The sequence below is a fragment of the Amycolatopsis orientalis DSM 40040 = KCTC 9412 genome (assembly GCF_000478275.1).
Classification (GTDB): Bacteria; Actinomycetota; Actinomycetes; order Mycobacteriales; family Pseudonocardiaceae; genus Amycolatopsis; species Amycolatopsis orientalis.
Genome location: NZ_ASJB01000028.1, coordinates 72763 through 85682 on the forward strand (window position 1 = coordinate 72763; position 12920 = coordinate 85682).

Genomic DNA, 12920 nt, shown 5'->3' on the forward strand with positions numbered 1-12920 from the left:
TCGAGGCGATTCTCCCGATGAAGGCCTCAGTATTGGATCTTGGCCACCACCGGGTAGTGGTCGGAGGGAATCGTGCCACCGTCGTAATGCACGAGCTGTACCGGGCCGACAGCGGCGAGTGGACGGCCGCCGGCCCGCACGGCTCCGACGTAGTCGAGCGAGTCGCGGTAGGTCGCCGGGACGGACTTCGCGGCCTGCGGGTTGGTCACCGCGTCGAAGGTGTACGCGCCTTCGCCCGCGGTACGGAGGACACCATCGAGGAAGGCCTCACCCTGCTGGATCTGGGTCCGGCCGAGGGAGTCCTTGCGCGTTTGTCCCGCCCAGTACTCGATGTTGAGGTCGCCTGCCACGACGACCGGCTCAGTGGCGGGCGCGTATTTCGTGACCAGGTCCCGGATCTCGCCGAGCTGCGCCATCCGGACGTCATGCGCCTTCGGCAGCGTCTCCGGTCCCTCGTCGGCCTGCATATGGGTGCCCGCGATCCAGAGCGGTTTCCCGTTCACGACGAGCCGGGCGAGCGCGGCTCCCTTGTTGGACAGGTAATCCGCCGTGCCGGAGTAGGAATTGCCGAAGACCAGCTGGTGCTTCTCGGTCACCGGCGCCTTGCTCAGCACGGTCACCCCGCCGTTGACCACGATGGGGGAATTCGAGCAGTTCCCGTTCACCGTGGTCCAGCCCGGCGACGTCGTGCAGTACTGGCCGACGAGCGGCGTCTGGTACGGCCAGACGTCCTTCAGCCGGTTCCGCAGCTCCTCCGCCTGGGCGCTGAACGCCTCGTCGAGGACGACGACGTCGGCGTCGTTCGCGCGGATGACGGCCTCGGCGGCGCGGGCCCTGGCCTGTTTGTCCGAGGTGTTCGGACTGGCGATCCACGGGAGCTGCCAGATGTTGAACGCCATGACCTTCACCGAAACCGCGGCTTGCGCGGGGACGGCGGATCCGGCGAACAGGGCGGCGGCGATGGCGAGTACGGCGAGCTTCCGCACAGAAGACCCTTCCGGTGTCAGGAGACGACGAACGTCCGCGAAGTCCCGCTGAACGCGGAGATCGCCCCGTTCCAGCCGTTCTTCCAGTTGCCGAAGTGGACCACGCGGTATTTGCCGATCGGGGCGTTCGGGGGGATCTTCCAGTGGACGACGGCTTTCGATTCGGCGACGAACGTCCGCGCCCAGCGGTACTTCGTGTCCCAGTCGCCGTCGTCGGCGTGACGCACCCACTTGCCGTCGACCAGCCGCTGGATCTCCAGGAACGTGCCGCCGCGCCGGAGGTCGTTCTTCGGATGCCCGGTGACGAACTCGACCGCGACCTGCTCACCGCGCGCGTAGGTGCTCTTCGCGTCGACCAGGACGTCACCGAAGCCCTTGAACGCGGGCGCGCTGTCGAAGACGACCCCGGGCTGGAAGTTGATCAGCTTCCCGCGCAGGTCCCTCGGTGTCGGCCCGTGTGGCACCGTCGTCCCGGCCTTCATCGCGGCGGCCAGCTTGGCGAATTCCTGCTGGTACGCGGGAAGTGTGTAGCGGCCGAAGAGCGTCGACGCGCCTTCGTACTGCTGCGAGTCGTACTCCTCCGGGGTGGTGACGTACTGGCTGTAGGCGTTGGCGTAGCCCTGGACGAGCACGTTCTCCAGCGGGACGCCGAGTTCCGCGGCGACGGTCCGGCGCAGGCGCAGCCCGGACACGATGGTCAGCTCGGCGGGTACGGCCACGAGGTGCAGCTGTCCGATGCGGACGAGCTGCAGCGGCAGGACCTCGGGCGCCCACGGATACGGCTTCATCGCACCGAACGGGACGGCGACGACCTTCGGCGCCTGCGCGTCGGCGAGGGCCTGCGGGATCGGCGCGTCGATGCCGCCGAGCCAGTCGATGAACGGGTTCTTCACGCCTTCCGGGAGCGGCAGCCCCGGGCCGTCCTCCCGGCTTCCGGCCAGCATCGACACCCCGATCGCGGCCGTGCAGGTGTGCTGCGGCCGCCCGTTCGGGGTGTACTTCGCGTCGACCGCGACGTCGGACATGTCGACGTAGCACATACGGTGGTCGACGCCGCCTGTCACGGCCTCGGCGGCCGCGTCGAAGGCGCTTTTCGCGGCGCGGAACTGGAGATCGCCGATGGTGCGGGTGTTCTCGAACTCCGTCTCCGGCGTGCCGGGTTCGAGGTTCAGGTTCGGGCTCATGTCGCCGGTGTTGGTCTGCGGGAACGCGGCGACGAACCGCGGGTTCCCGTCGAGGTACCGCACGCCCGCGTGGTCGTGCTCCCATTCGTAGGCGGCGTACCCCTTGTTGTCGCCGCTGATCAGGTGGTTGCCGTTGCTCATCGACGTCCCGTGCGTGGCGAACCAGCTGATCGCGCCGATGTCGGTGCCGCCCTGGCTGAACCGCAGCACCGTGACGGCGGGGTCGATCGCCTGCGGGAAGTGATCCTTGTCCGCCTTGGGGTTCAGGTCGAAGGCCGCGCGGGAGCGGTTGACGCTCGCCGTGGTCAGTTCGGCGCGGCCGAGCCGGATCGACCCGGGCGCGAGGTTCGCGTGCGCCCGGCTGATCGCCTCGAAGATGCCGTCGACGACGGCGTCGTAGACCTCCTGCTGGAAGCCGAGGATCGCCAGATCGTAGGCGGCGTAATGGGAATCGCCGCCGCACGCGGAGTGGGTGTGCGTGGCGTTGAGGAGCACGTTCTGCTCGGTGTACAGGTCGCCGTACGCGGCCTGGAGCTTGCGCAGCACACCCTGGTGGACGGACTGGAACAGCGCGCCGAGGTCGGCGGTCACGAACGCGATCCGCTTGGCGCCGTCGTCGACCACGAAGGCCCGCGCCCGGGTGCGCAGGTGGATGCCGGCGGTCTGCTGCTGCGGCATCGAGTAGCCCATCATGCCGTTCTCGGCGGCCGGGCCGGTGACGTCGGAGATCCCGGCACCGACGCGGAAACCCGCTGATGGCGCCGCTTGTGCCCGGTGGGCGCCGAGCACACCGGCCGCGACCGGCAACGCCGCCGCACCCGCGAGAACCCGCCTCCGGCTCACCGCCATGAGTAGCACCTCCCGACGTCGAACATGAACCGACTTCATGTTCGTTGCCGGGACGCTACGTGATGGCCCTCACGCCCGCAACCCACGAACGCATCCAGAGGACTAAATGCGGGGGTGACGAGACGCCGGCATCGAGCCGGTCAAGCCTCGTGAGTGGTAATGACGGTTCTAACCGTCATTACCACTCACGAGAGCGGGCTACGAAAGGGTCTCCGCGACCTTCGTGAGCGTGGCGGCATCGCCCCGCAGCAGTAACGTGGTCACCACGGTCTCCTCCCAGGCGGCGAGTTCGTCGCGGATCTTCTCCGCCGGTCCGATCAGGGAGGTGTCCTCGACCAGCGACGTCGGGATCGCGGCGGTCGCCTCGTCCTTCCGTCCGGCCAGATACAGCTCCTGGACCTTGTCGGCGACGTCCTCGTATCCCATCCGGGCGAAGACGTCGTGGTGGAAGTTGACCGATTTCGCGCCCATGCCACCGATGTAGAGCGCCAGCGACGGTTTGATCCAGCTCGCCGCCTCCTCGACGTCGTCATGGACGAGGACCGGGACGGACGCGGCGACCTCGAAATCGTCGAAACCGTGCCGGGCGCCAGGGCGCGAGAATCCCTCCTGGAGCGCGGCCCGGTAGAAGCCGTCGCTCTTGGGCGAGAAGAACAGCGGGAGCCAGCCGTCGCAGATCTCCGCCGAGAGCGCCACGTTCTTCGGGCCCTCGGCGGCGAGGAAGATCGGGATCTCCTCGCGGAACGGGTGCACTGTGGACTTGAGCGGCTTCCCCAGTCCGGTCCCGCCCCGCAGCGGGAGCTGGAAGTGCTGTCCGTCGTGGGTCACCGGCGCTTCCCGCGCGACGACCTTCCGCACGATGTCGACGTACTCACGCGTGCGGGCCAGCGGCTTCGGATACGGCTGCCCGTACCAGCCTTCGACCACCTGCGGCCCGGACGCGCCGAGCCCGAGCACGAACCGGCCGCCGGACAGGTGATCCAGCGTCAGCGCGTGCATGGCCGTCGCGGTCGGGGTGCGCGCCGACATCTGGACGATGTTGGTGCCGAGCTTGATCCGGCTGGTCGACGCACCCCACCAGGCCAGCGGGGTGAAGGCGTCCGAACCGTAGCCCTCGGCGGTCCACACGGAGTCGAAGCCGAGTTCTTCGGCCTTCAGAACAGCGTCCAGCGCGCCCTCGGGCGGGCCGGAGGACCAGTAACCGAGGTGGTAACCCAGCTTCATCGAGGCTCCTCGTCAGACGTTCGGTGAGTAGTGCTCGGGTTTGCCCCGCTCCGAAAGCGGCGGAAGGTTCCTGGCGGGAGTCTCGACCAACGGGGCGTCCGGGGCCAGCTCGCCACGCTCCCGGCGCCAGCCCGCCCTGGCGCGCGGATGGTAACGGAGATCGTGAGGGACCAGCTTGAACGCCGCGTTGATCAGCTTTCCCACGCGGCGGTGCCGTCGCTCGTCGCGGGCGGTCCAGGTGTGGCCGAGCCGTTCGCGGATCGGCTGGTCGTACATGCCGACGGTCAGCCAGACGAAGTTCCGCGCCACGCTCCCGCGGACGAGGTTCCAGGCGAGGTCGGGCAGCCAGGGCAGGAAATGCGGCTTGGCGATGTCCTGGATCTCGAGGACGTCGCGGGTGGCCTTGTTGTCCTCCAGGACCTCCTCGCACATGCGCTTCCAGTACAGCTGGAAGTCCTCCCAGGACGCCGGCACCGGCCGCATGCTCATGCCGTACATCTCGTACCACTGGACGTGCTCGTCGAACAGCTTCCGTTTCTCGGCCTCGCCGATACCGCCGATGAAGTTGTCGGCGATGAGGATCGCGCTCATGAAGAACGTCGCATGCGCCCAGTAGAAGGTGTCCGGGTTGAGCGCGTGATAGCGCCGGCCGTGTTTGTCGACGCCCTTGATCCGATCGTGGTAGCCACGCACCTCAAGCGCGGTCCGCCGGGCGCGCGGACCGTCGTAGATCACTCCCCCGATCGGGTACAGCGAGCGGAACAGCCGCTGCCAGCGCTCCTCGAAGAACCGCGAATGCTCCTCCACGCCCGCGCCCAGTTCGGGGTGCATGTTCTGCATGGATCCGGCCCAGAGCGCGATGAGCAGCCCTCGCCAGTCACCGAAGTACTTCCAGGTCAGGGAATCCGGTCCCAACGGCCGCGGCTGTGTCATCCCCGGTCTCCTCACTGAGCTGGTTAAACTGACCACAACTGTTGTCAGGTTAAAGTTGACAACGGCCGTAGTCAACAAGAGGAGCCGATCATGGCCGGCCGCAGCTGGGCAGGCACGACGCTGGACGACCGCAAGGCCGCCCGCCGGGGACAACTCGTCGAGGCGGGTCTCGACCTGCTCGGCACCCAGGGCAGCGCCGGGGTGAGTGTCCGCGCGGTCTGCCGCCACGCCAAGCTCACCGAGCGGTACTTCTACGAGAGCTTCACCGACCGCGAGGAACTGGTCGTCGCGGTCTACGAGTTCATCGCCGAGCAGGCGCGGCAGGCCCTGGTCGACGCGGTCAGCGACACGGCCGCCCCCGCGGACAGGGCGAAGGCCGCCGTCCGCGCCTTCGTCGAACTGATGCTCGACGACCCGCGCAAGGGCCGCGTGCTCCTGCTCGCGCCGATCACGGATCCCGCGCTGACCACCCGCGGGATCGCACTCCTGCCCTCCTTCGCCGAGTTGGTCAGCGGGCAGCTCTCCCACGGCGACGCGGCCGAACGGCAGATGATCTCGATCGGGCTGGTCGGCGCGCTGAGCAACGTCTTCATCGCCTACCTCGACGGCTCGCTCAAGGTGAGCCGCGACCGCCTGATCGACCACTGCGTCCGCCTCGTCCTCGGCGCCGACCGTCAGCCCTGACCGCGTTCGGCGACCAGCTGCAGGGCGATGTCGATGATCATGTCCTCCTGCCCGCCCACGTACTTCGCGGCGCCGACGCGGTACAGGATTTCGTGCGCGGGGACGTCATAGCGTTCGGCGGCGCGCTCCGCGTGCAGCAGGAAACTCGAGTACACGCCCGCGAAACCCTGCACGATCGACGACCGGTCCATCACCGGCAGCCGCGTGATGTAGGGCTTCACGACGTTCTCGGCCGCGTCCATCAGCACGTCCTTGTCGACGCCGGTGCGGATCCCGAGCCGTTCGAACGTCGCCGCGAGCACCTCCGTCGGCGAATTGCCCGCGCCGGCGCCGAGCGCGACGAGTGAGCCGTCGATCTGCCGGGCGCCCGCGCGGTAGGCCAGCACGGAGTTCGCGACACCGAAGCTCAGGTTCTGGTGCCCGTGATAGCCGACCTGCGCCTCGTCCCCGAACTCCGCCACCAGCGCGGCGATCCGGTCGGCGGACTCCTCCAGGATCAGCGCCCCGGCCGAGTCGACGACGTACACGCACCGGCATCCGGCGTCGACCATGATCCGGCCCTGTTTCGCCAGCGCCTCCGGTGTGGACATATGGGACAGCATCAGGAAACCGACCGTCTCCAGCCCGAGGTCCCGCGCCGCGCCGAAGTGCTGGACGGAGACGTCGGCCTCGGTGCAGTGGGTCGCGATCCGGACCGCGCCTGCGCCGAGATCGGCCGCCACCCGCAGGTCGCCGACCGTGCCGAGGCCGGGCAGGAGCAGCACGGCGATCTTCGCGTGCCGCGCCTCGTCGACCGCCGCCTCGATCAGTTTCCGTTCGTCGACCAGGGAAAAGCCGTAGTTGAACGTCGAGCCGCCGAGACCGTCGCCGTGGCTGACCTCGATCAGCGAGACGCCCGCGTCGTCCAGCGCCCGCACGGTGTCGCGCACGTTCTTCTCGGTGAACTGGTGCGCCATCGCGTGGCTGCCGTCGCGCAGGCTCGTGTCGACCAGCCGGACCTCGCGGTCCACGTCGTCCCAGCTCATGCCGCCACCCCCTGCGTGGCCAGCAGGTCGCCGATGCGGGCGGCCGCGGCCGTCATGATGTCGAGGTTGCCCGCGTACTTCGGCAGGAAGTCCCCGTTCCCGGCGACTTCGAGGAACACCGCGACCCGAGCCTGTCCGCTCCACCCCGGCCTCGGCGGGTCGTACTGCGGATCCGCCTTGAGCGTGTAGCCCGGCACGTAGCCCTGGACCGTCTCGACCATCCGGTGGATGGATTCGGTCACCGCGCCGAAGTCCGCGTCCGGGTCGATCGCGCAGAACACCGTGTCCCGCATGATCATCGGGGGCTCGACGGGGTTGATGATGATGATCGCCTTGCCGCGGCCCGCTCCCCCGACGAGTTCGATCCCGCGCGCCGTGGTCGCGGTGAACTCGTCGATGTTCGCCCGCGTCCCCGGGCCCGCCGAACGCGACGAGACGGACGCGACGATCTCGGCGTAGGGCACCGGCGTCACCCGCGACACCGCTCGCACGATCGGGATCGTGGCCTGGCCGCCGCAGGTGATGAGGTTGACGTTCGGCACGTCCAGCCGTTCGGGCAGGCCGACGGCCGGGCAGGTGAACGGACCGACCGCGGCCGGGGTCAGGTCGATCGCGCGGATCCCGGCGGCGGCGTAGCGCGGCGCGTTCGCCAGATGCGCCTTCGCCGAGGTCGCTTCGAAGACGAGGTCCGGCAGTTCGTCGCGGGACAGCAGCCAGTCGACACCTTCCGCCGACGTCTCCAGCCCCAGCTGCGCGGCCTTCGCCAGCCCGTCCGAGGCCGGGTCCACGCCGACCATGTACCGCACTTCGACGTGTTCGCTGCGCTTCAGCTTCGCGAGCAGGTCGGTGCCGATGTTCCCGGGACCGACGATCGCGGCCACCGCTTTCCGTTGCGCCATGTCGGATGACGCTCCCCGAGCGGATAGGGCACACTCAACCCATGCGTGCCGCTGGGCGGAACGACGAGGAGGAACGAACCGGAGCGGACGGCCTCGTGGCCGCCCGGATCTCCGCGCTGCTCTCGGCCTTCCGGCCCGGCGACGAGGCCTTGGGTGTCTCCGAACTGGCGCGGCGGACCGGACTGGCGAAGTCGACGGTCCACCGGCTCACCGGTCACCTGGTCGCGACCGGACTGCTCGAACGCGAGGGCCCGGCGCTGCGGCTCGGGCTGAAGCTGTTCGAGATCGGCCAGCTGGCGGTGCGACGCCGCGGACTGGTCGAGGCGGCGCGCCCGTATCTCGCCGACCTCCGCGAAGCGACGCGGAACACGGTGCATCTCGCGGTCCTGGAGGGCACGGAGGTCGTCTATCTCGACATCCTGCGGGGACCGGACGCGCCCTCGCTGCCGTCCCGGATCGGCGGCCGCTTTCCCGCGCACGCCACCGGGGTCGGGAAGGCGATCCTCGCCTTCTCGCCGGAATCCGTGGTGACACAGGTGATCGAGGCCGGATTGCCCCGGGTGAGCGTCCGGACGATCACCGCCGCCGGACTGTTGCGCCGTCAGCTCGCGAAGGTCCGCGCCGACGGGATCGCGTTCGAACGCGAGGAATCCGGCGTCGGCGTCGTCTGCGCGGCGAGCCCGCTCCTCGACGCGAAAGGCGTCGCGGTGGCGGCGTTGTCGATCTCCGGCTGGGCGAATCGCATGCACACCAGCCGCGTCGCGCCCGCGGTCCGGACCGCGGCTTTGGCCCTGTCACGAAATCTCTAGCTCGTCGACCGAGGGCTCGTGACGTGCCCGCTCTTCCCGCCCTGACCCCGCATTTCGTCCTCTGGATGCGTTTTCAGCCGCCGAACATCAGCCGCCAGTCGTCCAGCGACTTGGGCTGGAACACGAAGTTCGTCTCCTTCACCCGCGAAAGGTGCGCCGACGGTTCCGCCGAGTACTGGTGACCCGGGTAGACGACCGGATCGCCGTCCAGCCCGGCCAGCCACTGCAGGCTCCGGTAGATCGCTTCCGCGTCGCCGCCGGGGAAATCGGTGCGGCCACAGCCTTCGAGGAACAGCGTGTCCCCCGAAACGAGACGGCCGTCGACGAGGAAGCACTGGCTTCCCGGCGTATGCCCCGGCGTGTGCAGCAGCCGGATCGGGACCGCGCCGACCTCCAGGACGTCGTCGTGTTCGTGCGAGCGCAGATCGGTCCCGGAAACGCCGGTGATCCGGCGGACCCACTCGGCTTCCGCGGCGTTGACGTGGATCGGCACCTGGACGCGCTCCAGCAGTTCCGCGATCCCCGGCAGCGAGAAGCCCATCATCTCGCCGCCGACGTGATCGGGGTGATGATGCGTGGCGAGGACGCCGGTCGGCCGCATGCCGTCGGCCTCCAGCACATCCAGCAGATCGCCGACGGCGTACGCCGGGTCGACGATGACGGCCTCGTTCGTCTCCCGGTCGCCGATCAGGTAGGCGAAGTTGACCATCTGCGTCGCGACCGGATCACCCACCGCGAAGTCACGGCCCGCGAGCAACTGCCGGAAGTACAGCCTGTCAGCCATGGCCACACCTTACGGGGCCTCACTCCCCCACGGTGCCGTCGGCCAGCTCTCGCAGGATGTCCAGATGGCCGGTGTGCCGCGCCGTCTCCTGGACGACGTGCGCGAGCACCCACCGGACGGTGAACCTCCTCGACCGGCGCGCCCGGTCACCGGGCGAGACCCCGGCCAGCGCGGCTTCCGAGTGGGCCCACTCGGCGCGGTAGGACTCGACGACCGACCGCGGATCGTCGTCCTCGGTCAGGTCCCAGCTCGGATCCGGTGAGCCTTCCCACAGCGACGGCAGCTCCTCCCCGCCCGCTTCGATCGACAGCCACCAGCGCTCGACCGCGGTCAGATGCTTGAGTACGCCCAGCGCGCTCATCCTCGGCGACCCCGGCAGCGGTGTCGCGGCCGCCTGCTCCCTGGTCAGCCCGGCGACCTTGTTCACCGCGGTGGCACGGAGAAAGCGCAGGAAGTCCCACTGGATCCCGGCCTCGTCCTCGGCGATCCCGTCCGGCCAGGCCCGCTCCACCGGCTCGGCGCTCGAACTCGTGTTCGACATGCGGACACCTTACACATCGGACAGGGCTAGGCTGGCTCGTCATGTGGTGGGGATTGATCTGCGCGTTCTTCGCGGCCTGTGCGTACGGCGTCGCTTCGGTGATGCAAGCGATCGCCGCGAAGGCGACCTCGGGCGACGAAGACCGCGTCGATCCCCAGCTTCTCGTACGGGTGCTGCGGCAGTGGAAGTTCGTCGCGGGCCTGGCGCTGGACGTCGTCGGGTTCGTCGCGCAGGTGGTCGCGCTGCGCGTGCTGCCACTGTTCGTGGTCCAGGCGGCGCTGGCGGGCAGTCTCGCCGTGACCGCGGTCGCGGCGCGGACGCTCGGTGTCCGGCTGGGACGTCGCGAGTGGACGGCGGTCGCGGTGGTCTGCGCCGGGCTGGCGCTGCTCGGGATGTCGGCGGAGAGCGAAGGTTCGTCGGCGACCGGGCTGGGTTTCCGGCTCGTGCTGGTCGGCGCGGTGGTCGTACTCGGCACGGCCGGGATGTTCGCCGGCCGCGCGGCACGGCGGATCCGGACACCGGCGCTGGGGCTGATCGCCGGGCTGTGCTTCGGCGTCGTCGCGCTTTCCGGCCGGGTGCTCCCCAGCCTGGCCCCGCTCGACCTGCTGACCGACCCGGCCGCGTACACACTGGCCGCGGCGGGCGCGATGGCGATGCTGTTCTACGCCACCGCGCTGCAACGCGGCAGTGTCACCACCTCGACCGCGATGATGGTGATCGGCGAGACCGTGTTCCCGTCCCTGATCGGGGTGCTCGTGCTCGGCGACACCACGCGACCCGGTTTCGCGGCCGTCGCGGCGGTGGGTTTCGTGCTCGCCGTTTCGGCGGCGCTGGCACTGGCCCGGTTCGGCGAGCCCGCCCCGATCGAGCCGGTCAGCGCGCCGCTCGGCTGACCCCACGACGGGACACCAGCAGCCAAGCCAGGTACAGCCCGCCGATCGCCCCGGTCACGAGGCCGACGGGCAGGCCGGCCAGGAACTGCTGGGTGATCAGATCGCTCGTCACCAGCAGGAGCATCCCCATCAGCGCGGCCGCGGCGAGCCCGGGACCCGAAGACCGCGTGAGCCGCTTCGCCAGCTGAGGTGCGGCGAGGGCCAGGAACGCGATCGGACCGGCGGCCGCCGTCGCGATCGAGCACAGCCCCACGCTGACCCCGAGCAGCACGATCCGGCTCCGCTGGACCGGCACGCCGAGTCCCATGGCCGAGTCGTCGCCCATCTCCAGCAACGAAAGCCTTCTGCCGTAGACGAAGGCGGGCGGAAGCAGGACGGCGATGGCGACCGCGACCGGGACCACGTGCTCCCACCCGCGTCCGTTGAGCCCGCCGACCAGCCACGCCTGTGCCGCCAGGCCGTCCTGCCAGGCCGCCCTGGTGAGCAGGTAGGAGTTGAACGCGATGAGCATCGCGTTCACCCCGATCCCGACGAGGATCAGCCGGAACGCGTGCACGCCGCGGTTCAGCGCGAGCAACGCGATCAGGGCCGCCGTCACGACGCCGCCGACCAGCGCGCCCGCCGACACCTGGAGCATGCCGCCGTGCACGACGATGATCGACAACAGCGCGCCCGCGGCGGCCCCTTCGGTGAAGCCGATGAAATCAGGGCTGCCCAGAGGATTTCCGGACAGGCTCTGCAGGATCGCGCCACTGACCGCGAGCGCGCCGCCGACCAGCAGCGCGGTCAGCAGCCGCGGCAGGCGCAGTGTGGTCACGATGAATTCGGTGCTCCGGTCGCCGAAGCCGAACAACGTCTGGATGACTTCGCCGACGGACAACGGGTAATCGCCGGTCGTCATGCTGACCGCGCCGACGAAGAACACGGTGACGGCCAGCAGCGTGACGACGATCGCCGCCCTCGGGGTGACACGCAGGGAAAGCCCGCCGCCCGGGGTGCGCAGGACGCGGGTGCTCAACGGTGGTCGCTCCTTGATCGTCACAGCCGGGCCAGCTTCCTGCGGCGGCAGAGCGCGATGAACACCGGTGCGCCGACGAACGCGACCACGATGCCCGCCTGCAGTTCCTCGGGCGGGATCAGCACGCGGCCGAGGACGTCGGCGCCGATCAGCGCGATCGGCGCGAGCAGCATCGAATACGGCAGCACCCACCGCTGATCGGGGCCGACCAGCATGCGTGCGGCGTGCGGTACGGCGAGGCCGAGGAACAGGATCGGCCCGACCGCCGCGGTCCCGGCACCGCAGAGCAGGGTCACCACGAGCGCCCCCAGGACCCGGGTACGGCCCACGTGGGCGCCGAGCGCCTTGCCGGTCTGGTCGCCGAGCGCGAGGACGTTGAGCGGCCGGGCGAGCAGCAGCGCGATGATCGCGCCGACCACGACGAACGGCGAGATCTGCAGCAGCACGTCCCATTTCCGGCCGCTGAGCGAACCGACGTTCCAGAACCGGAACTGGTTGAACGTCTCGGGCATCAGCAGCAGCACCCCGACGATGTAGGCCTGGAGCACGGCCATCACGGCGGCGCCGGCGAGCACGAGGCGGTCCGGGGTCGCGCTCCGGCCCGCCGAGCCGAGGAGATAGACCACCACCGAGGAGAGCGCCGCCCCGGCGAAGGCGAACCAGATGTAGCCGAGCACGCCGGAGACGCCGACGAAGGCGATACCCGACACGACCGCGGCCGAGGCGCCGGTGTTGACACCGAGCAGGCCGGGATCGGCGAGCGGGTTCCGGGTGAGTGCCTGCATCACCGCGCCCGCCAGGCCGAGCGCCACCCCGACGACCACGCCCAGCAGCGTCCGCGGGATGCGGAGGTCGTGGATGATCACCGCGTCGGTCGAGCCGTCGTTGTGCCACAGCACCGACCAGGTCGAGGTGAACGGGATGCTCTTCGACCCGACCCAGATGCTGAGCAGGAAGACTAGTGCCAGCAGGGCGAGCCCGAGCACCAGGCCGCCGGCGCGGAACGTCCGTGCCGCCGCGCTCGGCGGGGACGCCGCGGCGGGCGGGCGTTCGGTGACGACCACGGGACCTCCTTCGACTGAGGCGAGGCT

13 protein-coding genes are annotated in these 12920 nt (G+C 69.8%); 3 read left to right on the forward strand and 10 right to left on the reverse strand.

From position 1 onward, the window contains the following. Positions 1 to 26: 26 nt before the first annotated feature. The 4 genes from L324_RS06955 to L324_RS06970 all read right to left on the reverse strand — a co-directional run bounded on the left by L324_RS06955 (position 27) and on the right by L324_RS06970 (position 5176). The gene (locus tag L324_RS06955) at positions 27 to 986 is read right to left on the reverse strand and encodes a sphingomyelin phosphodiesterase (RefSeq protein WP_037305160.1); all 960 of its coding nucleotides are present in this window, start codon (positions 984 to 986) and stop codon (positions 27 to 29) included. A gap of 17 nt (positions 987 to 1003) precedes the next feature. After that, positions 1004 to 3019 carry a neutral/alkaline ceramidase gene (locus L324_RS06960; RefSeq protein WP_037305161.1) on the reverse strand — a complete coding sequence of 672 codons (2016 nt, stop codon included), beginning with the start codon at positions 3017 to 3019 and terminating at the stop codon, positions 1004 to 1006. A 198-nt stretch (positions 3020 to 3217) separates the two neighbouring features. After that, positions 3218 to 4243: an LLM class F420-dependent oxidoreductase gene (locus L324_RS06965; protein ID WP_037305162.1), complete on the reverse strand. Its 1026-nt coding sequence runs from the start codon at positions 4241 to 4243 to the stop codon at positions 3218 to 3220. Between the two features lie 12 nt (positions 4244 to 4255). After that, positions 4256 to 5176: an oxygenase MpaB family protein gene (locus L324_RS06970; RefSeq protein ID WP_037305163.1), complete on the reverse strand. Its 921-nt coding sequence runs from the start codon at positions 5174 to 5176 to the stop codon at positions 4256 to 4258. 90 nt (positions 5177 to 5266) lie between these two features. On the opposite strand from L324_RS06970, the gene L324_RS06975 reads away from it, so the two are divergent. After that, entirely contained in the window at positions 5267 to 5860 is a 594-nt protein-coding gene (locus L324_RS06975; protein WP_037305165.1) for a TetR/AcrR family transcriptional regulator, read from the forward strand. Here L324_RS06975 and dmpG read toward each other — a convergent pair. Together dmpG and L324_RS06985 are read right to left on the reverse strand one after the other, a co-directional pair. Beyond that, positions 5851 to 6885: a 4-hydroxy-2-oxovalerate aldolase gene (gene dmpG, locus L324_RS06980; RefSeq protein WP_037305166.1), complete on the reverse strand. Its 1035-nt coding sequence runs from the start codon at positions 6883 to 6885 to the stop codon at positions 5851 to 5853. The two genes, L324_RS06975 and dmpG, sit on opposite strands and share 10 nt — an antisense overlap. Next, on the reverse strand, positions 6882 to 7784 hold the full coding sequence (locus tag L324_RS06985; protein WP_037305167.1) for an acetaldehyde dehydrogenase (acetylating): 903 nt from the start codon (positions 7782 to 7784) through the stop codon (positions 6882 to 6884). Before L324_RS06985 ends, dmpG begins: the two co-directional genes overlap by 4 nt. A 41-nt stretch (positions 7785 to 7825) precedes the next feature. On the opposite strand from L324_RS06985, the gene L324_RS06990 reads away from it, so the two are divergent. Then, positions 7826 to 8593, forward strand: coding sequence for an IclR family transcriptional regulator (locus tag L324_RS06990; protein ID WP_037305168.1), 768 nt, complete (start codon positions 7826 to 7828; stop codon positions 8591 to 8593). Between the two features lie 73 nt (positions 8594 to 8666). On the opposite strand, the gene L324_RS06995 is transcribed toward L324_RS06990, so the two are convergent. Together L324_RS06995 and L324_RS07000 are read right to left on the reverse strand one after the other, a co-directional pair. Beyond that, the gene (locus L324_RS06995) at positions 8667 to 9377 is read right to left on the reverse strand and encodes an MBL fold metallo-hydrolase (protein WP_037305169.1); all 711 of its coding nucleotides are present in this window, start codon (positions 9375 to 9377) and stop codon (positions 8667 to 8669) included. Between the two features lie 19 nt (positions 9378 to 9396). Next, positions 9397 to 9918, reverse strand: coding sequence for a DinB family protein (locus tag L324_RS07000; RefSeq protein WP_037305171.1), 522 nt, complete (start codon positions 9916 to 9918; stop codon positions 9397 to 9399). 41 nt (positions 9919 to 9959) lie between these two features. Here L324_RS07000 and L324_RS07005 point away from each other — a divergent pair, with 41 nt between their 5' ends. After that, on the forward strand, positions 9960 to 10811 hold the full coding sequence (locus tag L324_RS07005; RefSeq protein ID WP_037305174.1) for a DMT family transporter: 852 nt from the start codon (positions 9960 to 9962) through the stop codon (positions 10809 to 10811). Here the strand turns inward: L324_RS07005 and L324_RS07010 are convergent. Further along, positions 10792 to 11829 (reverse strand): FecCD family ABC transporter permease, encoded by a 1038-nt coding sequence (locus tag L324_RS07010; protein ID WP_051173752.1) that lies wholly within the window; start codon positions 11827 to 11829, stop codon positions 10792 to 10794. The two genes, L324_RS07005 and L324_RS07010, sit on opposite strands and share 20 nt — an antisense overlap. 20 nt (positions 11830 to 11849) lie before the next feature. After that, positions 11850 to 12893, reverse strand: coding sequence for a FecCD family ABC transporter permease (locus L324_RS07015; protein WP_037305175.1), 1044 nt, complete (start codon positions 12891 to 12893; stop codon positions 11850 to 11852). Between the last annotated feature and the right edge of the window lie 27 nt (positions 12894 to 12920).